A 22299-nucleotide genomic window follows, 5' to 3' on the forward strand; every position below is an offset into this window, starting at 1 on the left:
GTAATCAGTTCTTTTCCTATCTTTGTTTCTATTTAGTTGAAAGCTAGCTAAAATAGCTATATTCAATCGAATCTAGGTGAATATTTATAGTGAATTATTTTAAGTGTGGCGCTTTTTCACCTTTTAAATACTATTTGTTTTTCATTGTCGTAAATGTTACCTGCAGTTTTACCACTCACGCTGTTGAAGCAAATAAACAGTTAACGCTTGCAACAACAAAATGGTGTCCTTATACCTGTGCAGAAAAAGGATATGAAGCTAATATTATTGGAAAATATGTAACTGAGCTATTAGAAAAACATAACATCATGGTAAATGTACAAAGCTATCCGTGGGCACGGGCTGTGCACTTTGCTGAAATTAATGAGGTAGATGGTTTACTGACGGCGACCCCTGCTGAAGCGCCAAATTTATCTTTTACCACAACACCTATTGCTAATTTTCATGTCTGCTTTTATACGCACAAGACAAGTGATTGGCAATATCAGTCGCCCTTACAACTTGATAATTTAACATTGGGTGTTATCAAAGGATATGGATATCAAGATGAAATTGATAAATATATCAGCCTACATAGCAAGAGTGAGCGAATTGTTTCATTAAGTGGTAATCAAGGGTTAATACGTTTGATTTCAATTCTAAAAAAGCAGCGAGTTGATATTATTGTTGAAGATAAGTTGGTGATGAATTGGCAAGCAAAAACCAACAATATTGATTTAACAGATATTAAGAATGCGGGTTGTACTACCCCACAACCCTTTTATTTAGCGCTAAATGTAAAAGCACCACAATCTAAAGCTTTGATTGAGCTATTGGATATTGAGCTTGCCCGACAAGAAAATCAGCAAAAGCTGCAGCAACTCATTGAACAATATGCCTTTTAGTTTTTGTGTTGAGTGGTTATTCAGACAGAATTTTTGGCGCCTTTGTATTCAGTTAATTTATTCTTGTTAGTTCGCATTTCCTACGGCAAAATACCCTCTTTATTCTTTAATTAAACAATAAGTGACTTTACCCCATGAGTGAACAACTTTCTGAAGCAATCTCAGTTGCTGAAAAGCAAATTAAACAAATGCTAACTATGCAAGATGCTATGAATAGCCGAGTGAGTGAAACATGGCGAAATAATGGCTATGAATGGTATAGAGCTATTTGGGTAGAGTGCGCAGAAATGTTAGATCATCATGGTTGGAAGTGGTGGAAACATCAAGAAATTGATGTTGCTCAGGTACAGCTTGAATTAGTAGATATCTTTCACTTTGGCTTGAGCCTTCGTTTATTACAAGATGAAAGTGTAGACATGATTTCGCAAGGCTTAGCGACTGAATTACATCAAGGTACTGGTGAGAATGACTTTAAGATCGCTTTAGAAAACTTAGCGTCATCTGCTGTTACTGATAAAGCGTTTGATGCGAAAGCACTTGCTGATTGTATGAGCTTGATGAGTATGGATTTAGATGAACTTTTTAGACAATATGTTGGTAAAAATACCTTAAACTTCTTCCGTCAAGATCATGGCTATAAAGAAGGTACTTATATTAAGGTATGGCACGGCGAGGAAGACAATGAAGTGCTAGCTAAGCTTGTTAATGAATTAGATGCAGGCGCCGATGATTTTCAACAACAGCTGTATCAAGCATTAGAACAAAAATATCCTAACTAAATCCTTGGCTAAAATACAAGTTTACATCTCTGGCATACTTTCTGCTTAATTAGAAAGACATGGTTCGCTTGCTAAAAAAGCGTCAAGAAATTGAATGCTGGAGATGTTTATGGAATTTATATTATTTGCCTTAATTAGTTTGATCGTTGTTGTAGCTGTATTGGCTAGCCGATTAAATGACAATAGCTTTCCTTTTCCTTTTGATAGTAAGAATACTATTTTCACACCTGCTGAGAAAAACTTTCAAAACTTGGTAGAACAAGCAATGGGGCCCAAATATCGAGTCCTAAATCGTGTTAAATTGTCTGATATTGTCACCATAAGACAAGGTGTCTCTAATCGCGCCAGTCAGTCTGCAGCTGCGAATGCTGAAGGAAAATTTCTCGATTTTGTTATTTGTGAACGCCAGTCTATGACTTTACTAGGTGCAATTGATTTAGTTGATACCCAAGGCAAAGGCTACAAAGTGAAGAAAGATTGGTTTGTTAGCGGCTCACTAGAAGCGGCATCAATTCCTCATTTAAGAATCAAGGTTAAAGCAAATTACACCTTAGATGAAATTCGCGCTTGTATTCAAAATCGCCTAATTGCAAATCGTGGTGTTAATGCTGCACCACAACCTAAAGTAAAAGGCCGTGTTATTCCTGCGCCATTAGTTAAGGCAAGAAATAAAAGTGTAGGTGCCGTAACGCCTGCAGCGGCTCAAGCCCAACTAGGGCAATTAGAAGCGAATTTAAACACACCAACAGCGGCGTTACCTCATTAACCTCTTTTTTGCTTAGTGCTTATTTATTTAAGCACTAAGCGCTTCATTTCACTTATTTTGTCTTATTTTTTTCATGTGACTAAGGTAAAGTAACCCTCTGTGTTTTCAAGAGTTTCGTTCCATCGATATGTATAAAGTTAAAGGGTTTACGTTAATAGAGTTAGTAATTGTTATTGTTTTACTTGGCATACTATCAGTCATAGCTGCACCTAAATTTATTGAGTTACAACGTGAAAGCCGTATAAGTGTTTTAAATCAGGTACAGGCTTCCTTTAAATCTGTTGCCACAATGACAAATAGCAAAGCAATTATTCAGCAATTTGAAGATGGCACTATTGATGTAGATGGCAATGCAATTCAAATAAGAGGCAGCTTCCCGACGGGACATTGGAATAATACTTGGCGATATGCCATGAACATTGGTAAAGAGATTGGATTTACTCGTACAAATCAAATATGTACTCAAAATGATTTATGTGGAGTGGGAAATCAACGAAATGCACCAAGTTTACCTATTGCGACAACAAGTCGTGGTTTAGTACTGATCTGGCTGGAAGGAATGAAGCTTTCAGACTTATGCTATAGCTATTATTATAATGACGAATTAGGTGAATTTCCTGAAGTAGGTATGGTAACCGATGGTTGCTAATTGGAATAAATAGTTTAACTACTGCTTAAATTAGCTAAAACCCTTTATAATGACAACAGAATGAAATAAACACCCACAGGAAAACAAATGAAAGCAGGTATTATTGGGGCGATGGAGCCTGAAGTTGCTATTTTAAAAGCTAAATTAGTTAATGCAAAGACAACTGAGCATGCCGGATATACTTTTTATCAAGGTCAGCTAGAGGGTAGCGATGTAGTTATTGTACAATCTGGCATCGGTAAGGTCGCATCAGCCTTAGCAACAGCTGTGTTAATAGATCAGTTTTCTGTCGATTATGTTGTAAACACGGGGTCTGCTGGTGGTTTTGATCCAACATTAAAAGTAGGTGATATCGTAGTGAGTTCTGAAGTACGCTACCACGATGTTGATGTAACGGCTTTTGGTTATGAAATTGGTCAGTTACCTGCAAACCCTGCTGCTTATATACCACACCCACAGTTAGTGGCTGCCGCTCAGGCAGGTATTGAGCAATTAAGTCAGGAAAAGGAGTTATCACTTCGTGCGATCTCAGGGTTAATCACTACAGGTGATACTTTTATGACCAAAGAAGATGATATTACTAAAGCGAGAAATAACTTCCCAACTATGGCAGCAGTAGAAATGGAAGGGGCAGCGATTGCTCAAGCCTGTTTACAATTTAAAACACCATTTGTCATCATCAGATCGTTATCAGATATTGCGGGTAAAGAGTCTCCACAAAGCTTTGAAGAGTATTTAGAAACCGCTTCTGTAAACTCCTCTCAGTTAGTGATCAATATGTTAGCTGAATTAAAAACAACTCAACTATCTTCAGAGAGTTAACATGACTATCGACACATTATTTGAGTTAAATAACTTTAGCTATAGTGTGTTGATACTTGTTGTGGTTGTTATATTAAAAGCGTTTGTGACTCGGCTAGTTAGCCATGAGCCACTGCGTTTTTTTCATTTTTACTGCCGCCAATTGAGCAATAAAGTAAATAAGCCTGAAAATAGTCAGCAGCAAAAGAAGATTGCGGGATTGATTGCAATATTGGTTACTCTATTACCATTGACCATTATTTTATGGTTGTTTGAAGATTTTGTCGCTGTCACTGAACTTTGGCATGCTTTGTTGTTGTATTTGGCTCTGGGTTCTTTTGGTCTCAAATCAGTAACAAAGCAAATAGCGCAGGACTTAGTCGCTAACCAAAGCTATCAAGCTAAACAAGTATTATCACCTTTGACTTTAAGAGATACAGATAAACTCTCTCCCATTGGGATTAGTAAGGCAGCAATAGAGGTGCAATTATTAAAAACATTGCAGCAAGGTTATGTTGTGGCGTGCCTTTATTTATTATTCGGTCCGTTAACGGCGCTTTGCTATCGTTTGCTGCTAGAGATGCATTATTGCTGGAATGTAAAGTTGGCGAAATACGAGGCTTTTGGTGGTGCGGCTAAAGCCTTGGTGGAAATAATCCAATGGCTTCCAGTGAGGTTGTTTTCATTATTATTGTTAATGCTAAGTTTAGGAAAGAATTTTTTATTGTTTTGGCGCTTAAGTAAGCCTTATTTCTTTCAATTGAATAATAACTTTGCTTTACAGTTGTTTGCCTTAGTATTAGAAATTAAACTAGGCGGAGTTGCTATGTATAATCAACATAAACTAAGACGGATTAGTTTTAATGACTTGGCTAAACAGCCACAAGTCACAGATATAATTCATGCCAATAAAGAGATAAAGTTAGTGATTTATCTAAGCTTCATTATGCTAATTTCACTAGCAATAATTAGCGGTGTTGTACGTCCTACCTAGTTATTTAAAAATATTGAGCATGATTAATTAATACTACTTTCATTCATAAAATAAAAGAGAAAAAAACATGAATTTATTCAAGATAAAAACTTATTTTAAAATGCTTACTTTAGTAGTTAGCAGCTTCTTTATGTTGAACGCTTTTGCTGGGCAAACCCCTGCCATTTCACAGCAAGCATTAATTGAAGCGATGGCTCAAGACGCGAATAATATTGTAGTACTCGATGTGAGAAGTGCTGAAGAGTTTAATGAAGGCCACATTAAAGGTGCAATTAATGTTAGTCATAATACGGTTGAAGAAAATTTAGCTAAGCTTACTCAATATAAAGATAAAAAAGTAGTTGTGTATTGTCGCTCAGGCCGTAGAGCAGGCATAGCTGAGCATATTTTAGCAGAAAATGGTTTTACTAAACTTTATCATTTAACGGGTGATATGAATGGTTGGGTGGCAGCTAAGTTACCTACAGTAAAAACAAAATAACTTCCGTTAACGTTAAGAATAAAGTGACATGAGCGAACTGCTTTTTTATTTAGACATCTTTGGGATAGTAGTGTTTGCATTCTCAGGGGCACTAATGGCAGGTCGCTATCAGCTTGATCCTTTTGGGGTTGTGGTTTTAGCTTCCGTAACAGCTATTGGTGGTGGCACTATTCGAGATGTCATTCTTCAAACCCAAGTATTTTGGGTTGCTAAACCTTACTACTTGTATGTAATTTTAGCGACATCGTTGTTAACGATCATGCTAATTAGGCAGCCCAAACTTATTCCCAAACGTTTTCTTCTTATTGCCGATGCATTAGGTCTAGCTTTATTTGCTGTGCTTGGAACGCAGAAATCACTATATTTGGGGGCTCCTGTTCCCGTTGCAATAGTGTTAGGTACGATTACCGGTGTTGCTGGCGGTATGATCAGAGATGTATTATGTAATGTTATCCCTTTGATTTTAAGACAAGAGATATATGCATTAGCTGCCATGTTAGGTGGTTGTTTGTATATATTGCTTGATTGGTTAGGTTGGGGTGAAAATCAAGCCATTATAGCCTCTATGTCTGCCGCATTATGTTTGCGGTTAGCGGCAATTTATTGGCGAGTATCACTACCCGCCTTTGATATTCCTGAACAAGATAATAAGCGTTAGAAGGCGTAGCTAATACCCACATTAGGAGAGGTAAACGTTAAATCACCCATGTCTTGGTAACGTAAGCCTACATTCATACCAATGCCACAATTCCAACGATACTGCCAGCCAGCTTCTAAAAATAAACCTGTGCCAGTATCACCTTGCCAATTCTTATTGATTGAATCATCAGAATACAATTCATAATCGTAATATTGAGCGCCTAGCTTAGCGTATAAGCTATTTCTTTCTGAAATAGGCAAGTCAGCTTTAATGGCAACAATAAAATTATCTAATTCAAACTCTTCGGCTGCTGTATTAAATAGTGGGCCGCTACCATCATCATAGTTACATTGCCATTTGTCTTCTTCAATTTCATCACAATCCCAGCTCCAATCGTCAATTTCTACTGATTTGGCATAAGCTAGTTCGATGGAAAAATTATCTGCAAATTGATAGTTATAGAAGAAGTAAGCTTGGGCGAAACCATCGCCATCATTACTAGAGTTTTTATATTCGCCACTAGCAATCCCCGTTGTTAAACCGTAACTGTGCGGCTTAACTTGTGCTAATACGGAAGTACTTACTAATGCGAGGGATAATAATGAGATTTTTGATAGGTGACTAAATTGCATGTTTTAAATCCTTTTTTGATACTTTATAAGTATAGATTATCAAGACATTATGACAGCAAAAGATTTTGCACGGTTTGATAACCTCTAAACGATAATAATAAAAAGTGCGTTAAAAATTACTAAGTAAAATTATCCGTTAGCTCAGTATTATTATCTGTTTAGCAAATGTGGGAAGAATGTAAAAAACTGTAAGTCGAGTTTATTTAGCAAGAAATAACGCACTCATGTCTTGGTGTGCTTTCTCATACCATCCCTCTTCAATGGAAACGGCAGGCAATGCTTCAATCTCAATCACCCCAGTCTTAGCTGTTTTTGCTGATTCATTATAAACCGAGAGAATATTTTTAATGACAACAGGTTGAGCTTTTAATTGTAGCTTTTCGACTAATACCTTAGTGCCAGCCTCAAAAGGTTCAATTTTACCAGTTTGTGAACGAGTACCCTCAGGAAAAATAACGACTTTTTTGCCTTTGCACTCTTTGACATCTTTTAATAATTTGATAATAGCACGGCGATCTTTTTGATCTACGGTGATATGACCAACCATATTTACAATATGAGATACTGGCCATTTGTCCATAATGCCGGTACGGCCAATAAACCTTACGTCATTACCGAGCACTTCTTCTAGGGCGAAAATATCAGCCATGCTTTGATGATTAGCAATTAAAATATCTGTATCTTGATCGATTGAACCGATTAAATTAACCGTTCCACCTACACTGCGTACAATGCGAATACTAAAGAAACGACGAAATTTATTAAAGACGCTACCATGTTGTTTACAAAGTGATAAGGCAACAGACTCAGCAAAAATAGTTAGATAAGTTATGTATTTTTTTATATAGAAAGACATCATGAATATTATTTTTAGTACCGCAGATTAAGCTTCTATTCCCCAGCCATCATTGTAACCTGAAAACTTGGCAGCAATCTGTTCAAAATTTGTTTCTTGGTCAACAATAGCTTGATGAGTTGGTACCATTTTTACTGTGCAATCTAAATCCCAAACGTTCGGAGTTTCATCGGGATGTATATTAATGGAGAGTTCAGGCATAACTTGCTGTAAATGTTCAGCCATAGCTTCTGCTTGTGATTTTTGCTCAAATAAATGAAAGAAAACCACATCATGCTCTACTGATAAATCAATGCCGGCTTGCTGCATTTCAGTAAGTACTTGGCCTGTTTCATCGTTTGGGAAATTCATAGTAAAGTAACTTGTTATGCTGATAAAGCCGACATTATAAAGTGCTAAAACCAGCTTGAGAAGTGTTTTGCATTAATTGTTATTTTTATTCGGTTCGCAAGCTCTAATTATTTAATTTTAGGGTATTGTTTTAGCATGGAATGTACAGCAAGTTGAATCTTTTCATTTACTTCTCGGCTGTTGTCCTTTGTTTTTATTTTTAACGCTTGAGTACTTCGCCAAATGGATCGCTTTTTCTTCGGATCAACAAGATCTATGATTAAGGCGCCTTGCCTAATATTTAAATCTCCATCAGTTTTATACCATGCATTTGCCTTTAAGCAGTATTCACAAAAAAGTACTGATTTATTATAAATTGAAAAATCACGGCCATTTGTAAAAATATGATAAGTGGCAATGATATCTGCGTCTTCTATGTCAGCGTATTCAAAGTTAAGTTGTTCCATATTCTTTTCGATAGCAATTTCAATGCTATTACGAATAGCTCTACTTAAATTCTGGCTTTCTGCAAATTCGGTATTTTGTTGATAAATACTGTATTTACTCACTTGTTCAAAGTTGAAGCGACTATGGTAGATAGCATCACTGGTAGGAACCATCGAACATGATGCAAGGCATAAAAGGAGTAATATGGTCGAAAGTTTTATCAGTTGCACGGTTATAACTATTTAGGTATTTGTGAAGTAATTAGATTATCAATTAGTGTAAGTTATTAACAGTAAAAATATTTTCTTCATTGCTCGGCTAGTTATCACGCTATATAGTAGGGCACTAGGAATGACTTAACTAATAAAGGGAAAAGTATGAAAAGAAACCTATTGTCAAAGATAATGCTAGCTTCAGCTATGCTAGCAAGCAGCTTAACATCAAGCTATGTGGCTGCTGAAACATCTGTATGGAAAGTTTCAAAAGGTAATGATCATATATACTTAGGTGGTACGATTCATATTCTACCGGTATCTGAATTCCCTCTACCTCAAGAATTTACTGATGCTTATCAAAAAAGTGATGCAATCGTGCTTGAAGCGAAATTGCCTGAAGCAACCGACACAGCATTTCAAATGAAAATGATGCAAGCCATGTCTTATCAAAATGGTCAGACATTATCTGGAGTGTTATCAAAATCAACATACCAAAAATTATCCGATTATCTTGCTGGCTTTGGCGCAGATATTAATACCTTAAATGGATTTAAACCGGGCTTTATCATGACGATGATGGCGTTATTAGAAGCACAAAGAGCGCAATTGTCAGGTGATGGAGTTGATACTTATTTCAATCAAAAAGCGTCAAAAGACAATAAAGCTATAGAATATTTGGAATCAATTGATTTTCAAATGAATATGCTTGCTAGCATTGGACAGGGTCACGAAGATAAATTTATCGAATCGAATTTGTCACAGATGGATGACTTCAAAGGCATGTTTACCAAGTTAATAAAATCTTGGCGGGCTGGCGATGTTGCAACACTTGAACAAGTAGTCATCAAGCCTTTAAAAGAGGACCCTAAAAGTTATCAAACAATGCTGGTAGATCGTAATAAAAATTGGATTCCATTGATTGAAAAAATGTTTAACGACAATGACAAAGAATTTGTTCTCGTTGGCGTTGGGCATTTAATCGGTGATAAAAGCGTTGTGGCACTGCTTAAACAAAAAGGCTATAGCATAAAGAAACTGTAATGCCTTCACATTTGTGCGTAATGACTATGGGGTTTACTTTATTGGTGAGCTCCATATGGTGTTTTTGAAGAACTTCGGCTAATGTAAAATATCGTGTTATAGACGTTAATTGAAAAGGAAGAGATTTATGAAATTCCCAATTGAAGGGGCGTGTCAATGCGGACAGTTAACCTATAAATTATTTGAGCCCCCTAAACTGGTGTTAGCCTGTCATTGTACTGAGTGTCAAAAATTATCATCAAGTCCTTTTAGTGTAACAGCCGTTATTGATTCATCTGCCATTGAGTTTGAGGGAATATTAAAGGAATGGTCGAGAAGTTCAGATAGCGGCAATAGAAATAACGCCAAATTTTGTCCTACCTGTGGCAATAGAGTCTACCATTACAACCCTGAAGATAAACAAACTATAAAGCTAAAACTAAAACCCATTCATTTATCTGATGCATCCATTTTTGAACCTAGCGTTCATGTTTGGGTGAGTGAAAAGTTAAGTTGGTATCAAATACCTGATGGTGTGAAGGTAGTAGAAAAACAGCCATAAAGTGAAAATGTAATTTAGTTGAATAAGTCTTAACCTGCTCTGTCAGCTTTGATAAATAGGACCCAATTAAAGCTGACAGTCGCAATTGTGCCAGAAACGGACGTATGCGTTTGGTTTACCAAACGGTTTCTTTGTACGTAAAGCCGACGGTTGCCAATTGAGAATCTAAGCGGCTATAGGTCTTTAAAAAAAGCAGCCTCTGAAGGCTTAAAAAAACAAACAACACCATTTTCTTAATGTTTTGGTTCCTAAGTTTGAGAAAAAGAGGAGCTTAAAGTTTCTTTAATTAATTCAATCGTTGCAATCTGTAATAGGCCAATCTATATTGTTTGAGTGCTTTTTCATAATTACAAAAAGCCTTTATATTCACTTGGATAACACGACTTATACTTCGAAAAGGGATATTAAAAATGGGCGCATGGAATTCAAAGCCTTTTGGGAATGACAATGCCCTAGATTGGTTGTTGGAGCTTGAAAAATCTGATATCAAAAATCGAAGATACTCCTGATGCTAATGAATCCGAAGTCTTTATGGCAGCAGCAATGATTGCGTACGCTGCGTCTCAACCTACCGTGAAAGGTATCCCCGCAGAGGCTAAAAAATGGGTAATAACTCATGGGTATGTTCCCTGTACTAACGATATTTTTATCTGTATTAGAGGTATTCGAAATATACTGGCAAACTCCGAACTGCAAGAGTTGTGGGATGAAAGCGGAAACGGCAAGACATGGGAAAAAAATACAAAAAAGTTGATTTTAAATCTTGACCATATTGATACGCAAGCCCTTCCTGAAAGAGTTCCCAAACCACCGCGTTTACCAAGAGTACTTAGTAAGATGCTTGAGCATCCAGAAAGCAAAACGAACCCTAAGCTCATTGAAAAGATATGGTCAAAAATTCACGGCTTAAAAGAGATTAATGCCGTTTCATCTGAAACGGATGGGTATTCACCACTGGTGTTGTTTGCTAAGTTCGGCTTGAAAGAGGGAGTGCAATACTTGCTAGATAAAGGCGTTGATGTGAACAAAAGTACTCCCTTTGTCAATAACTCACTAGCTTTATCATTCGCTTGTTTAAATCACCACTATGAAATCGCCAAACTACTGCTATCAGCAGGAGCAAAGGTGTCAAGCGTATACGCAAAGTTTAGTGAGGAAGACAAATACCGTCTCGTTCACGATGAAGGCAAGTTAGATAGAGCCATTGACGTCATTCGACCTTCTGGGGCCTTGATAACTGTCGCAGAATCCAAAAACGGATCCGTTGAAATTGTAAAGCTTCTTGTTGAATATGGAGCCGACATTTATGAAAAAGAGCTCAATGGTTATACACTCGCTCATCTTTGTGCCAAAAGTGGCAATGTAGAACTGCTCAAGTGGTTGGTTTCTCATGACGTGAACATAGATGAACGGAGCACTTTTTTTAAAGAAACGGCGCTTTTTTCAGGTTTAGGGAACTCCGAAATAGTTGAAGTCCTTCTAACGGCAGGCGCAAATCCGAATATACCTGACCGCTACGAATCTACTGCATTAGATAAAGTTGAATGGTTTGATGAACAAACCGACGAGGTAAAAAAACTGGTAGGCTGCTCAGGCAATATGGAGCAAAGTATGCAACGGAGCTCGGTTATAAGCACCTTGCCCATATCGTAAGTCACAATGAATTCGACGACTATTTCTTTGTGAATAGAAAATTAACGTTCTCTAGATGTCACTGTACGCGCAATAACACCTCAAATGAGCAGCCATTTCCAAATTTGGAGGTTTTTGATTTGGTAGTGCTATTGGATGCCAATGTGGAAATAAATGATGATTTCTTACGACAGAGAAGTGAGGAGGTTGCGTTCGTCAAGCAGTGCATTGATGACGGGAAACACATTTTTGCAATAGGACACAGTGCTCGTTTGATAATAAAACTTCTGGGAGGAAATATCGTCAACTTAGACGAACCAGTTATTGGCTGGTATGAGATACAACCAATTGAAAATCTGAATGAATCCGACTTCTCAATAGACAACCCAGTCAATGTTTTTTGTTGGCAAAAACAAACATTGACAATACCCGATAGCGTCCGAAGAATCGCTAAATCTCCCACCTCAAATAACGCTCTCATTCAATTTGGCGAGAATATCATCTGTGCCGAATTTCTGCCCAATGTAAGCAATGGTAATGATTATGTCGAACACTTCGGGGTGGATGTCAAAAAGGGAAAGTTCATACAGTCCAAAGCTGAACTGAGTAATTCCAATAGAAAGCGTCAAGATGCTATGCACAACTTACTAGATGCCATTCTCGAGTTTTTTACTTCGAAACTAGAAAAGCGCTCTCGAGGCTCTGTTCCTGCCGATAACCACTCCTTTACCGATTGTTAGATAAAAAGATCGTGTTAGTTGATCTAATACCGATAGCGCTTGTATCTGTAATTTATACAAATTTTTAGAATCCACATTAATCTTCACGATTCATTGGCTGAGTGCAATTACTCGTCTTAATGAGGTCTAATTTCTCGCTTCTAAAGGACTACTATTTGTCTGAAGAAGACCGTCACCAATGAATAAATCAGTGTCTGCTGTTCGCTCGTAGCTGTCTGACAGCTGAAACCTAAACCGATTCATCAATATGTTAAGCTCAGAAACGAGCTACTAAAAATTTAGTTTGGTTAAATCCAGCCCTTCTGCTTAGCTATTCTGGCAGCATCAACTCTATTTGTTGCATTTAATTTTGCTATGGCTTCTGAAAGATAGTTTCTTACTGTGCCCTCTGATAAAAATAAGGTAGTAGAAATTTCCGCTGTAGTTAGACCATCACCAGCAAGCTTAATAGCTTTACGTTCTTTATTGGTCAATGGGTCGTTATCATTTAGTGCCATTAAGGCGAGTTCAGGGGCAATAACATGCTCACCAGCTTTAACTTTTTTGATAGCTTCCACTAAATACTCAGTTGGTGATTCCTTAAGAATAAAGGCTTTCACGCCGAGTGCCATTGCACGTTTTATATAACCAGACTTAGAGAACGTTGTCATAATGAGCATGTTGATATCTTGATGCTCTTTGATGATAATTTCAGCTAACTCCAAACCAGAGAGAACAGGCATTTCTATATCGCTTAAGATAAAATCAACGTCTAATTCGTTAAGCATATCTAATGCTATTTGGCCATTTTCTGCCTGCCCTACAACGTCTATTTCATCTTCTAATGATAACAAGCTAGCTATCGCACCGCGGACTAATGCTTGGTCTTCAACAACAAGTACTTTGATCATATTGGTAAAGCTTCCTTTTTGATTACCTGCTCTTTGGCGAAATTGGTTAATGGAATAGTCACTGATAATTTCACGCCGCTTTCTTGAGTAATTATTAATTCACCTTTTAGCTCTTCAACACGAGAGCGTATACCTTCAATACCATTACCAGGTATGATTTTCGCGGTATTACCATTATCACCTATATTTAGTTTAACCTCAGTTGGATCTGAGATAACGGAAACCGAAGCGCTATTCCCATTACTGTGTCTTAATATGTTGGTTATCCACTCTTTACTTAACATGATCAAGGTAGACTCCACTTTAGCTGGCAAATCATTAATATCATGGTATAACTTTGCGTCAAACTTCATGTGTTTGAGTTCATTGGTTAACTTTTCAAGTACGCCAATTAAACCATGTAGTTTCAAGCCTGTGACTGCAGAGCGCACTTCAGAAAGAGTTTGACGCGCTAAATTGGCTACTTCTGCTATTTCTTTTTGCGCTGCAACAAAATCTTGCTTGGCTGAGAGTTTTTCTGCTAGCTCTGATTTTAACGCTATCGAAGACAGTGAATGACCTAATAAATCATGCATATCGCGCGCGATACGCTCACGTTCAGCAATAGCGGCAAGTTGCTCGACTTCTTGGTTACTCTTTTGCTGTATACAAGCATGTATGTATTCTTTTTGACTAAAAATACCGTAAACAAACAGGCTGACAGTACAAGCAAATGAGGGGCCTAGGTAGTAAGGGGTAACTAAATCAAGCACTAAAGCTGATGATACTTGTGCAATCAGGTTTACGAGTAGCAACGACACAGCGAATCTTCGTGAAAAATAGTAACCACTAAAAAATGCAGCATAACCAAAAAGTGCGTTGGTGCCAGGGTTAATGGAAGCGCCAAATGCTGAGAGTAAAATAATCACAATGATTGGTTGAATAACTGACTTGCCTGTTAACTTTGTTGCTTTGATAAAAGCGATAATAAAAGCGAAATATATGATGAAGACAGTGGCAATATTGCTTGCAGTATACGTACTGTAACTGACAATGAAATTCAAAAAATAAAATAATGAAAAAATGAGCGAGAAGTAACTCCATTTTGCCGCATTGGTTTGGGCTATTGGCTCAATATAAAAGGGAGCTTTTTTTGACACATTCTCAGGGGTATTCATGCATATTTACCTTAATTAAAGACTGGTCAAGTTACACTCAGAGCAACTTGACCAATTTACGATGTTAATCGCTGTGCAATATTATAATAAACAAAGAATATTGTTTTCTCTGTGTTTTTTTATTGCTTTAGTTTATTTTGGTTTTGTTCTAGCAGTATTTTTGCCCAGCTGTATTCAGGGTTAATGTTTAACGCTAACTGCCAATCTTGGTTTGCCTTTTCAATATCTCCCTTGTTTTTATGCGCTAGGCCTCGCCAAGTGTAGGTTTCAGCATATCCCCAATGATAATTTGAATAACTGTCTGTTGAATAAGCTGAAATTGCTTTATCAAATGCTTGATAAGCTGCTTGACTGTCACCACCAAAGATAGCCGGCGTACTAATTTTACTGATGCCTGTTATTAACTGTACTCTGGGGTTTGTTGGATCTAAAGCGGTAGCTTGTGCCAGTATTTCACTTGATTTTGGCCCATAGTACATACCTTTTAGGGGCTCGAGTGCAATTTTGTAGCCATATACTTGTGCTAATAAGGCTTTGATTTCAACATCATCAAGCGTACTTTCATTGAGTTGCTCTAATATCTCAATAGCTTGATCAATAGCCTCAATTGCTTGTTCACTTTGGCCAGTTAAGTTAGCACTTAAACCAAGGCGATAATAGGCAAGGGCTTTGTCGTAACCATTAACTTCAGCAGTAATCGCTTTCAACTCTACGACATCGAGTACTCCTGCGGCTTGTTCTATTCTATCTATTTCAGCTTGTCCTGCTAAAGCGTTAAAAGTTACCGGAATGGTTAATGCCATTGTAAGTATTGTTTTGTAGATATTCATGTCATGCTCCTTGTTAGTTGACCATAACAGTATTAGCTAAACCATGAAGTTATTTTAGAGAGGTTTGTCACCAATTTGATGTGACAATTGTCATCAGTTGGGGCAAATCATATAAAAACTGTAAAAGAACAATTCTTATTAATTTATTGGGTGACGTTAGTGTAAGGTGAAAGAGAAGAGCTGAAAGGTTAAAGATGAAATAATAAATGCCGCTTACTTAGCGGCATTTTTAATAATTGTTGTTTGGTAAGCTTATCCGTTATAACAATACGTCAATAGTTATGTCTTTAAAGTGCAGGACATTACCACCAAACTCTTTAGCAAACGCTTTTGCATCAGTTTCTTTGCTAAAGCTTGCTAAAGTCGAACCCATAGCGCCTTTTTGTGAAGAGCCTGAAACATACCATGCAGTTTTTGCATCAATAAAGTGCTCATCGTTGATGCTGCCCCACGGCATTTTGCTCATATCGTGAACCATCATTTGTGAAACATTACGCTTATTTTCTGGGTCGAGATAATAGCTGAACAAATCTCTGGTTGAGCAAAACTTAAATACTTTGCTGCCTTGCTCTTTTCTAAAGGCTTCACCTTTTGGGCCATCAAAATGTTTAATTAACATGCCACATAGATGACATTCGTCACTACCTTCAATGGCGACCGCTTGATGAAGCATTTCTTGTTCAGCATTATCTGAGCAAGAAATTAGGCCAACTAAAGCAATGGAGAGGGTGATTATTTTTAAAAAATTTGCCATTAGAGTTTCTTCCTTCTAAAAATGAAAATTGCTAAGGTTAATGGAATAGCAACCCAAGCAGTTAACGCCGTAATTAATTGACCTTGTGATAGGCTGGCATTTATGGCAACAGCTAAGGCACCATTAACATCGCTGCTATCAAGACCCGCTAAGTTAACTAAACGGAATATATCTGCAGGGTTAAGCATCATCAGCTGCGTTAATCCTGTTTGACTAATACCATCTTCAACACCGACTAATAGTGCTAATAAGGCTAAGTCAAAAGCTAACGCAAATAAAAACCAAGTGATCAGGGCAAAGCCTGCAGCTTTTGATTTTTCTGATACAGACAAGCTGATTAAGTATGAGATAGCGGTGAAACTCAAACCAAGCAAGACCGCACTTAAGATAAACAGTGAAAAGGCACTGACTATGGCATTGTCTTCTAATTGAAAATAAAGCAATACCGCAGAAGCTCCAAAACCGATTAATGTTGCTAAAGCTATGATACTGCCTTGTCCAATGAACTTACCTAAGAGTAATTGTGTTTTACTTAAAGGGTAGGTGAGTAATAACAGCAAAGTGCCACTTTCTTGTTCACCAACAAAACTGTCGTAACTTAGTAATAGCGCGATAAGGGGAATAAGAAATACCGCTAAACTCGCTAAACTGGCGATAGTGGTTGACAGCGAGGTAATGCCCATTTCTCCTGAGGCAGCAGCACCAAAATAAGTTAATCCCACTGACAGTAAAGCGAAAATAAGCGTGATTGATACTAACCAGCGATTTCTTAAACCGTCATGAAACTCTTTGTTAGCTACGGTGAGTATTTGTTTCATTAGCTTTGCCCTTTTGCTTGTTGCTTTTGTGCATGCAGAGCGAGGTAATGCTGATACACTTGTTCTAAATTGGCAGACTCAACATGAATGTCTTCAATATTGTCAAAGCCTAATAAGGTTTTTAAAACACTAATTTTTTCAGCTTCAGGTACATTAAGTGTTTGTGAACATACCGGTGAAATAAAGTTAGCTAAATGGTCATGACTTGCTATTGCACCATTAAGCCCATGTGCTTTTATTTCAACGGGTAGCGCTGCTTGATGGCGAAGCTCTGCTAAGCTTCCCATGGCAAGTAACTGGCCAGAAGATAAGATCATTGCGCGGTCAATATGTTGCTCAACACCCGGTAGTACATGAGAGCAGAGTATGACACTTGAGCCTTGAGATTTTAACTGGTCAACCGTGCGATAGAAGTCGCCTGTGGCAATAGGGTCTAGGCCGACAGTTGGCTCATCTAATAATAAAAGCTTAGGTTCACCAATAAAGGCTTGTGCTAAACCTAAACGTTGGCGCATACCTTTTGAATAGGTTTTAACTTGTCGTTTCATGGCATGAGTAATACCCACTTGTTCGAGTAAATCGATAGCCTGTTTTTTGTTGAAACCTTTTAATTTAGCGAAATAGGTTAATACCTCTAAACCTGTTAATTGCTCATAAAAACTTACGTTTTCAGGTAGGTAGCCAACTTTGGTTCTGCAATGCCATGCTTCTTTTGAGTCAGGCGCCATACCCATTACGGCAACTTGTCCTCTACTTGGCGAGATAACACCAAGGATAAGTTTCATCATGGTGGTTTTACCTGCGCCGTTATGGCCAAATAAACCTAATACTTCACCTTCACCTAGTGTCATGGTGACTGATTGCAAAGCATCAAGTTTGTTATAGCTTTTACCTGCATCGGTAAGAGAAACGATAGGGGTTGTCATGGTGTTATTCCTTTGTCGCTGCGTTTTGGCTAGCTAACAAATCTGCAATTTGTTGTGTATGTGGTGACGTCATCAAGGGGTGACTGTCTTTAATACCAGGTGGTTTTAATACCGGAAACTGGCGCTGCACCCAACGTAAGATAAGAATAGCTGGGCTGTCCATTATCATTTTCATTTCAGGGTATTGCCAAATAAGCTTATCAATACCGTCATTTGGCTCAAAAGCGGTATCACCAATATTGTCATTATTCATGTCCCAGCCAAGGTAGTTACTCCAATAATTTCCTTGACCATTTTCACTCCATTCTTGTTTCTTTGAGGAAACATACTTTACCTGTGTGGGGTTGTTGATAAAGGAATTACCGTAAATCTTGACCCCATCTGAACCTGCGGTTAAGTGAATACCAATTTCTGCAGTATCAACAATATTGTCGGTAAACGTATTAAAGCCTGAGTTATAAACAAACAAGCCTTTACCATCGCGACCTAACACTTTGTTTTCAGGTTTTGTCCATACGCGAGTAATGTGATTTTCTTTGATTGTAGAGTAGGTAATGTAATTAAATAAGAAACCATAATCTTCACTATCACGGGTTTTATTCCCCTGAATAATTAGTCTGCGTGAGCTCATCATGGCGTAGCCTGCGCGGGTTTCATAAGCGGCGTTATTTAAAATAGAGTTATCATAAGAATACATATAGTGAATACCATAGCGCAAATTGTGCATAGTGTTGTTTTCTATGGTGTTATTCTTACTTGCGATAACGTATATACCATCTCGGACATGGTAGGTTTCATTGTTAAAAACACGGCTATGGGAGACATTTGCCACTTGAATTCCATTGCCTCTATCTGCAGAGCGAAGTGTTAAATTGCCTTCAACTTTATTGGCAAAAATTTGGGCATTATCAATTTTATTAAACCAAATACCAAAGCCGTCGCCTTTTAAAAAGTTATTATTGATATTGAGGTGGCTAGCTTTGTCATTAGCATAAATACCAGAATTTTCTTCGGTTAAGTCGTAGCCCCAGTTAACAATGTTCAAGTGCTGTATGGTGATATTAGAGTTTTTAATGACAACAGCATGGCCCTTGCCTTGAGCATCAATAATGGCTGGCTGTGCAGATTTGGAATTAGGGCCTTGTAAAGTAATTTGCTTATGAATAATGAAATTACCAAAATAGGTACCAGAGGCCAATGTAATGGTATCACCATCATTGGCATTATCTAAAATGGTTTGTAGATTATCGTCAGGTGTTAGCTGAAAATCTTCAGCGAATGTTGCTGAGCTAATGACAAGTAATAAATAGCTAAAAGCAAGGTAAACTTTTCTGGTCAGTGTTAGTTTAGGTGTTACTATGTTTAACAAATGCAAAGGATTTTCTACACAAAAATTTCAGTGGACATAGCATAGCATTTTTTGTGGAAATACAATTGATCCTGATTAAAAAATTTTCACTATAAAGAAAACAAGGAATAAGCATGACCGTAATGCAAAAAGTTTATTGGTTGATCGCAGTGTTTGGCAATGTATTAGCTGTTTATGTTTTTAGTACTCAAGGCGGGGTTGTATCGAGTAGCTTTTTACTTTTTACATTAAGTTATAGTGTGATCGGCTTTTACGATCTCAGGTATAGCAAGCACAGCCTTAACAGACTTTACCCCGTTGTGGCCTATATAAGGTATTTTTTAGAATCTTACCGTGTTGAAATTCAACAATATTTTATTGCTAACGACACCGAAGAAAAACCCTTTAACCGAGAGCAACGCAGCTTAGTTTATCAACGTGCCAAAAGTGTTCGAGATACGATTGCTTTTGGAACTCAACGAGATTTATTTGAAGAAAATTATCTGAGCCTTTGGCATTCATTAGCACCGAGCAAAGTGCTTGATTCAGCAAAACGAATCACTATTGGAGGGGTAAACTGTTTACAGCCATACAATGCCTCATATCTTAATATTTCTGCAATGAGCTTTGGTGCATTAAGTTGGACAGCTATTGAGTCACTTAATCTTGGCGCTAAAAAAGCAGGATGTTTTCATAACACTGGTGAAGGTGGTGTTAGTCCTTATCATCTAAAACATGGTGGCGATATTGTATGGCAGCTAGGTACGGGGTTGTTTGGTTGTCGAGATAGTGCTGGTCATTTTGAAGCGGAGAGTTTTAAAAAAACAGCTTTATTAACACAAGTGAAAATGATTGAGATAAAGTTGAGTCAAGGAGCTAAGCCAGGTCATGGTGGTGTTTTACCTAAAGCAAAAATTACTGAAGAAATTGCCGCTATTCGACATATTAGTATGGATAAGGATTGTGTTTCTCCCGCGGTGAACCCTGAGTGCACAACCCCTAAGTCGCTGTTAAGTTTTGTTGAACAAGTTCGTACGTTAAGTGGCGGAAAGCCTGTAGGTTTTAAATTGTGTATTGGCAATCCTGCTGAATTTTTAGGCTTATGTAAAGCAATGCATGAAACAAAAATATTTCCTGATTTTATTACGGTTGATGGCGCTGAGGGCGGAACGGGCGCAGCGCCAGTAGAATTTAGTAACCGACTTGGTATGACTTGTCTAGAAGGTGTCTACTTCGTTCATAACGCTTTAGTTGGTATGGGCTTTAGAGAGCAGATTAAAGTTATTGCCTCAGGTAAAACAGCCTCAAGTTTTGATTTGCTGGCTAAAATTGCCGTTGGTGCAGATATTGTGAATGCTGCTAGAACTATGATGATGGCCATTGGTTGTATTCAATCAAGGCACTGCAATACTAACCAATGCCCAACAGGAGTAGCAACTCAAGATCCAGCCCGAGCAAAAGCGATTAATATTGATGAGAAAAGTGATAGGGTTAAAAACTTCCATCATAATACTTTAGAAAGTTTTTATGAGTTGGTCGCTAGTGTCGGTTTAGATGATCCTGCAAAGCTTACACCGAATATGATTAAACGTCGTTCACCCTATGGCATGCAAATGTCTATAGGTAGTTTAACTAAACCATTAAAGCATAACAGCTTAATTGACGGTAAAGTAGAAGAAGAGACATGGCTGCATTGGTGGCAACAAGCAGATGCCGAGCAATTTTACGTACAAGATACTGATACTTTGTTTGCGGCGGAGTTAAAGCATTAAGGTTAAGTTCATTCAATTAAAGGAAAGAAGATGAAAATCTATGGGGATTTAAAATCAGGCAATTGTTATAAAGTAAAACTGCTGTGTTCTTTACTTAATATTGCACACGAATGGGTTGATATAGACATTTTAGCTGGCGAAACTAAGACTCCTGATTTTATCGCTAAAAACCCTAATGCCAAAATACCTTTGTTGGAACTTGATGACGGTAATGTATTGATAGAATCTAATGCCATTATTAATTATCTTGCTGCTGGTAGTCGCTTAATACCAAGTGATAGGTTAGAAAATGCAAAAGTTCAACAATGGCAATTTTTTGAACAATATAGCCATGAACCTTTCATTGCAGTGGCGAGGTTCATTGCCAAATATTTAGGATTACCCCAAGAGCGCTTAGCTGAATATAAAGCGAAGCAAGAGGGTGGACATAAAGCACTAGCAATTATGGAACAACAATTAAAAGTAACGCCTTTTTTATTAGGCAAGCACATAACCACAGCTGATATTAGTTTGTATGCCTATACGCATGTTGCTAATGAAGGTGGTTTTGATTTGTCTATCTACCCGGCCATTAATGCGTGGTTTGAACGAATAAAAAGCCAAGAAAATTATATTGCTATGCCGAAGTAAATAATTTAGCTAAAGGTGGTTATATTGGGTTTTCACATGAAGAAAATGACTAAAGTTTTCACATCTTTTGTATTATTACTATTTGTACTTTATCAAAGTTATTTTTTTATTTTACCTAGTATCACGCTTGTCAATAATACGAGTGACACAATAAATGTTGCCGTGGTAACACTACCTAATAGTCGCATAGACTTTGGAGAAATTAAAAGTTCTCAGCGTAATACTATTTATTATGAGCTTGAGCAAAGTGATGGTGAATATCAATATCATATCGCCATTAAAGACAAGATATTTAAAGGGAAGTGTGGCTACATAACCCATTCGGAGTATCATAAACGCATTGAGATTGTAGTGGATATTAATCAAGTCAGTTGTCAATTTAATTAAGATTCAAAAACAGTCGCCCACGAATTACTATGTTTGGCTTATTGAGCTGCGTAACAAAGCCCATCCTGTTAATTTATTTCGGAATAAAAAAGCCCGATATCTAATGATATCGGGCTTTAAATATTAACTAGTACGTTAAGTTAAAACTTAATAAATTAAGCTTCAACAAACATACGACCACGTCTTTCCATGAATGGCTTGTTAAGCTGCGTGACAGAACATTATCTGTCATGAATTTTTTCCATAAAAAAACCTGATACCAAAGTATCAGGTTTTACGTCTTTATTGGTTGTTAATTTAAAGCGTATTAAGCTTCAACTAACATACGACCACGTCTTTCCATGAATGGCTTGTTAAGC

26 protein-coding genes and 1 pseudogene are annotated in these 22299 nt (G+C 37.5%); 16 read left to right on the forward strand and 11 right to left on the reverse strand.

Features of this window, described 5'->3' with window-relative positions; translation table 11 throughout:
- The first annotated feature begins 89 nt into the window (after positions 1-89).
- From EPA86_RS04785 to EPA86_RS04820, 8 genes are all read left to right on the forward strand, one after another.
- Positions 90-884, forward strand: a complete 795-nt coding sequence (locus tag EPA86_RS04785; RefSeq protein WP_140602282.1) for a substrate-binding periplasmic protein — start codon at positions 90-92, stop codon at positions 882-884.
- A 134-nt stretch (positions 885-1018) separates the two neighbouring features.
- A complete protein-coding gene (locus EPA86_RS04790) occupies positions 1019-1663 on the forward strand; it encodes a dUTP diphosphatase (RefSeq protein WP_140602283.1) in 645 nt (214 codons plus the stop codon).
- A gap of 109 nt (positions 1664-1772) precedes the next feature.
- A complete protein-coding gene (locus EPA86_RS04795; protein WP_140602284.1) occupies positions 1773-2429 on the forward strand; it encodes a DUF2726 domain-containing protein in 657 nt (218 codons plus the stop codon).
- A gap of 127 nt (positions 2430-2556) precedes the next feature.
- Complete coding sequence (locus tag EPA86_RS18430) at positions 2557-3078, forward strand: pilus assembly FimT family protein (protein ID WP_140602285.1); 522 nt, start codon at positions 2557-2559, stop codon at positions 3076-3078.
- 87 nt (positions 3079-3165) lie between these two features.
- Positions 3166-3900 (forward strand): 5'-methylthioadenosine/S-adenosylhomocysteine nucleosidase, encoded by a 735-nt coding sequence (gene mtnN / locus EPA86_RS04805; protein ID WP_140602286.1) that lies wholly within the window; start codon positions 3166-3168, stop codon positions 3898-3900.
- A 1-nt stretch (position 3901) separates the two neighbouring features.
- Positions 3902-4873 carry a cobalamin biosynthesis protein CobD/CbiB gene (locus EPA86_RS04810; RefSeq protein ID WP_246058263.1) on the forward strand — a complete coding sequence of 324 codons (972 nt, stop codon included), beginning with the start codon at positions 3902-3904 and terminating at the stop codon, positions 4871-4873.
- A 130-nt stretch (positions 4874-5003) separates the two neighbouring features.
- Positions 5004-5354: a rhodanese-like domain-containing protein gene (locus tag EPA86_RS04815; RefSeq protein ID WP_246058264.1), complete on the forward strand. Its 351-nt coding sequence runs from the start codon at positions 5004-5006 to the stop codon at positions 5352-5354.
- A gap of 28 nt (positions 5355-5382) precedes the next feature.
- A complete protein-coding gene (locus EPA86_RS04820; RefSeq protein ID WP_140602287.1) occupies positions 5383-6012 on the forward strand; it encodes a trimeric intracellular cation channel family protein in 630 nt (209 codons plus the stop codon).
- Here EPA86_RS04820 and EPA86_RS04825 read toward each other — a convergent pair.
- From EPA86_RS04825 to EPA86_RS04840, 4 genes are all read right to left on the reverse strand, one after another.
- The gene (locus EPA86_RS04825; RefSeq protein WP_140602288.1) at positions 6009-6626 is read right to left on the reverse strand and encodes a porin family protein; all 618 of its coding nucleotides are present in this window, start codon (positions 6624-6626) and stop codon (positions 6009-6011) included. The genes EPA86_RS04820 and EPA86_RS04825 overlap by 4 nt on opposite strands.
- Positions 6627-6825: 199 nt before the next feature.
- On the reverse strand, positions 6826-7485 hold the full coding sequence (locus tag EPA86_RS04830) for a lysophospholipid acyltransferase family protein (RefSeq protein WP_140602289.1): 660 nt from the start codon (positions 7483-7485) through the stop codon (positions 6826-6828).
- A 24-nt stretch (positions 7486-7509) separates the two neighbouring features.
- Complete coding sequence (locus tag EPA86_RS04835) at positions 7510-7833, reverse strand: ribonuclease E inhibitor RraB (RefSeq protein WP_140602290.1); 324 nt, start codon at positions 7831-7833, stop codon at positions 7510-7512.
- A 107-nt stretch (positions 7834-7940) separates the two neighbouring features.
- The gene (locus EPA86_RS04840; RefSeq protein WP_246058266.1) at positions 7941-8432 is read right to left on the reverse strand and encodes a DUF4136 domain-containing protein; all 492 of its coding nucleotides are present in this window, start codon (positions 8430-8432) and stop codon (positions 7941-7943) included.
- A gap of 204 nt (positions 8433-8636) precedes the next feature.
- Between EPA86_RS04840 and EPA86_RS04845 the strand changes: the two genes are divergently transcribed.
- The 5 genes and pseudogenes from EPA86_RS04845 to EPA86_RS04865 all read left to right on the forward strand — a co-directional run bounded on the left by EPA86_RS04845 (position 8637) and on the right by EPA86_RS04865 (position 12428).
- Positions 8637-9515, forward strand: a complete 879-nt coding sequence (locus tag EPA86_RS04845; protein ID WP_140602292.1) for a TraB/GumN family protein — start codon at positions 8637-8639, stop codon at positions 9513-9515.
- A 127-nt stretch (positions 9516-9642) separates the two neighbouring features.
- Positions 9643-10056: a GFA family protein gene (locus EPA86_RS04850; protein WP_140602293.1), complete on the forward strand. Its 414-nt coding sequence runs from the start codon at positions 9643-9645 to the stop codon at positions 10054-10056.
- A 473-nt stretch (positions 10057-10529) separates the two neighbouring features.
- Positions 10530-10734 (forward strand): annotated as a pseudogene (locus EPA86_RS18515) (hypothetical protein); the annotation flags it as partial.
- A 159-nt stretch (positions 10735-10893) separates the two neighbouring features.
- Positions 10894-11709, forward strand: coding sequence for an ankyrin repeat domain-containing protein (locus tag EPA86_RS04860; protein WP_425462562.1), 816 nt, complete (start codon positions 10894-10896; stop codon positions 11707-11709).
- A 143-nt stretch (positions 11710-11852) separates the two neighbouring features.
- The gene (locus EPA86_RS04865; RefSeq protein WP_140602296.1) at positions 11853-12428 is read left to right on the forward strand and encodes a hypothetical protein; all 576 of its coding nucleotides are present in this window, start codon (positions 11853-11855) and stop codon (positions 12426-12428) included.
- 287 nt (positions 12429-12715) lie between these two features.
- On the opposite strand, the gene EPA86_RS04870 is transcribed toward EPA86_RS04865, so the two are convergent.
- The 7 genes from EPA86_RS04870 to EPA86_RS04900 form a co-directional block, all read right to left on the reverse strand.
- The gene (locus tag EPA86_RS04870) at positions 12716-13318 is read right to left on the reverse strand and encodes a response regulator transcription factor (RefSeq protein WP_140602297.1); all 603 of its coding nucleotides are present in this window, start codon (positions 13316-13318) and stop codon (positions 12716-12718) included.
- Positions 13315-14475 (reverse strand): sensor histidine kinase, encoded by a 1161-nt coding sequence (locus tag EPA86_RS04875; RefSeq protein ID WP_140602298.1) that lies wholly within the window; start codon positions 14473-14475, stop codon positions 13315-13317. The genes EPA86_RS04870 and EPA86_RS04875 overlap by 4 nt, the downstream gene beginning before the upstream one ends.
- Before the next feature lie 119 nt (positions 14476-14594).
- On the reverse strand, positions 14595-15305 hold the full coding sequence (locus EPA86_RS04880; protein WP_140602299.1) for a tetratricopeptide repeat protein: 711 nt from the start codon (positions 15303-15305) through the stop codon (positions 14595-14597).
- A gap of 259 nt (positions 15306-15564) precedes the next feature.
- Positions 15565-16059 carry a nitrous oxide reductase accessory protein NosL gene (locus EPA86_RS04885; protein ID WP_140602300.1) on the reverse strand — a complete coding sequence of 165 codons (495 nt, stop codon included), beginning with the start codon at positions 16057-16059 and terminating at the stop codon, positions 15565-15567.
- Positions 16059-16877 carry an ABC transporter permease gene (locus tag EPA86_RS04890; protein WP_140602301.1) on the reverse strand — a complete coding sequence of 273 codons (819 nt, stop codon included), beginning with the start codon at positions 16875-16877 and terminating at the stop codon, positions 16059-16061. The genes EPA86_RS04885 and EPA86_RS04890 overlap by 1 nt, the downstream gene beginning before the upstream one ends.
- Entirely contained in the window at positions 16877-17803 is a 927-nt protein-coding gene (locus tag EPA86_RS04895) for an ABC transporter ATP-binding protein (RefSeq protein ID WP_140602302.1), read from the reverse strand. The genes EPA86_RS04890 and EPA86_RS04895 overlap by 1 nt, the downstream gene beginning before the upstream one ends.
- A gap of 4 nt (positions 17804-17807) precedes the next feature.
- Positions 17808-19163 carry a nitrous oxide reductase family maturation protein NosD gene (locus tag EPA86_RS04900; protein ID WP_425462563.1) on the reverse strand — a complete coding sequence of 452 codons (1356 nt, stop codon included), beginning with the start codon at positions 19161-19163 and terminating at the stop codon, positions 17808-17810.
- Positions 19164-19285: 122 nt separating this feature from the next.
- On the opposite strand from EPA86_RS04900, the gene EPA86_RS04905 reads away from it, so the two are divergent.
- From EPA86_RS04905 to EPA86_RS04915, 3 genes are read left to right on the forward strand one after another with little or no spacing between them, the layout of a single operon-like run.
- Positions 19286-20923, forward strand: coding sequence for an FMN-binding glutamate synthase family protein (locus EPA86_RS04905; RefSeq protein ID WP_140602303.1), 1638 nt, complete (start codon positions 19286-19288; stop codon positions 20921-20923).
- A gap of 30 nt (positions 20924-20953) precedes the next feature.
- The gene (locus EPA86_RS04910) at positions 20954-21553 is read left to right on the forward strand and encodes a glutathione S-transferase family protein (protein WP_140602304.1); all 600 of its coding nucleotides are present in this window, start codon (positions 20954-20956) and stop codon (positions 21551-21553) included.
- A gap of 36 nt (positions 21554-21589) precedes the next feature.
- Positions 21590-21940 carry a hypothetical protein gene (locus tag EPA86_RS04915; protein WP_140602305.1) on the forward strand — a complete coding sequence of 117 codons (351 nt, stop codon included), beginning with the start codon at positions 21590-21592 and terminating at the stop codon, positions 21938-21940.
- The last annotated feature ends 359 nt before the right edge of the window (positions 21941-22299 follow it).

It is taken from the genome of Litorilituus lipolyticus (assembly GCF_006439335.1).
GTDB classification, from domain to species: Bacteria; Pseudomonadota; Gammaproteobacteria; order Enterobacterales; family Alteromonadaceae; genus Colwellia; species Colwellia lipolytica.

Bases quoted from the DNA above. Each gene is read 5' to 3' on its own strand.
- EPA86_RS04790 (WP_140602283.1), top strand. From the start codon at position 1,019: ATGAGTGAACAACTTTCTGAAGCAATCTCAGTTGCTGAAAAGCAAATT.
- EPA86_RS04795 (WP_140602284.1), top strand. From the start codon at position 1,773: ATGGAATTTATATTATTTGCCTTAATTAGTTTGATCGTTGTTGTAGCT.
- EPA86_RS18430 (WP_140602285.1), top strand. From the start codon at position 2,557: ATGTATAAAGTTAAAGGGTTTACGTTAATAGAGTTAGTAATTGTTATT.
- mtnN (WP_140602286.1), top strand. From the start codon at position 3,166: ATGAAAGCAGGTATTATTGGGGCGATGGAGCCTGAAGTTGCTATTTTA.
- EPA86_RS04810 (WP_246058263.1), top strand. From the start codon at position 3,902: ATGACTATCGACACATTATTTGAGTTAAATAACTTTAGCTATAGTGTG.
- EPA86_RS04815 (WP_246058264.1), top strand. From the start codon at position 5,004: ATGTTGAACGCTTTTGCTGGGCAAACCCCTGCCATTTCACAGCAAGCA.
- EPA86_RS04820 (WP_140602287.1), top strand. From the start codon at position 5,383: ATGAGCGAACTGCTTTTTTATTTAGACATCTTTGGGATAGTAGTGTTT.
- EPA86_RS04825 (WP_140602288.1), bottom strand. From the start codon at position 6,626: ATGCAATTTAGTCACCTATCAAAAATCTCATTATTATCCCTCGCATTA.
- EPA86_RS04830 (WP_140602289.1), bottom strand. From the start codon at position 7,485: ATGATGTCTTTCTATATAAAAAAATACATAACTTATCTAACTATTTTT.
- EPA86_RS04835 (WP_140602290.1), bottom strand. From the start codon at position 7,833: ATGAATTTCCCAAACGATGAAACAGGCCAAGTACTTACTGAAATGCAG.
- EPA86_RS04840 (WP_246058266.1), bottom strand. From the start codon at position 8,432: ATGGTTCCTACCAGTGATGCTATCTACCATAGTCGCTTCAACTTTGAA.
- EPA86_RS04845 (WP_140602292.1), top strand. From the start codon at position 8,637: ATGAAAAGAAACCTATTGTCAAAGATAATGCTAGCTTCAGCTATGCTA.
- EPA86_RS04850 (WP_140602293.1), top strand. From the start codon at position 9,643: ATGAAATTCCCAATTGAAGGGGCGTGTCAATGCGGACAGTTAACCTAT.
- EPA86_RS04860 (WP_425462562.1), top strand. From the start codon at position 10,894: ATGCTTGAGCATCCAGAAAGCAAAACGAACCCTAAGCTCATTGAAAAG.
- EPA86_RS04870 (WP_140602297.1), bottom strand. From the start codon at position 13,318: ATGATCAAAGTACTTGTTGTTGAAGACCAAGCATTAGTCCGCGGTGCG.
- EPA86_RS04875 (WP_140602298.1), bottom strand. From the start codon at position 14,475: ATGAATACCCCTGAGAATGTGTCAAAAAAAGCTCCCTTTTATATTGAG.
- EPA86_RS04880 (WP_140602299.1), bottom strand. From the start codon at position 15,305: ATGAATATCTACAAAACAATACTTACAATGGCATTAACCATTCCGGTA.
- EPA86_RS04885 (WP_140602300.1), bottom strand. From the start codon at position 16,059: ATGGCAAATTTTTTAAAAATAATCACCCTCTCCATTGCTTTAGTTGGC.
- EPA86_RS04890 (WP_140602301.1), bottom strand. From the start codon at position 16,877: ATGAAACAAATACTCACCGTAGCTAACAAAGAGTTTCATGACGGTTTA.
- EPA86_RS04895 (WP_140602302.1), bottom strand. From the start codon at position 17,803: ATGACAACCCCTATCGTTTCTCTTACCGATGCAGGTAAAAGCTATAAC.
- EPA86_RS04905 (WP_140602303.1), top strand. From the start codon at position 19,286: ATGACCGTAATGCAAAAAGTTTATTGGTTGATCGCAGTGTTTGGCAAT.
- EPA86_RS04910 (WP_140602304.1), top strand. From the start codon at position 20,954: ATGAAAATCTATGGGGATTTAAAATCAGGCAATTGTTATAAAGTAAAA.
- EPA86_RS04915 (WP_140602305.1), top strand. From the start codon at position 21,590: ATGAAGAAAATGACTAAAGTTTTCACATCTTTTGTATTATTACTATTT.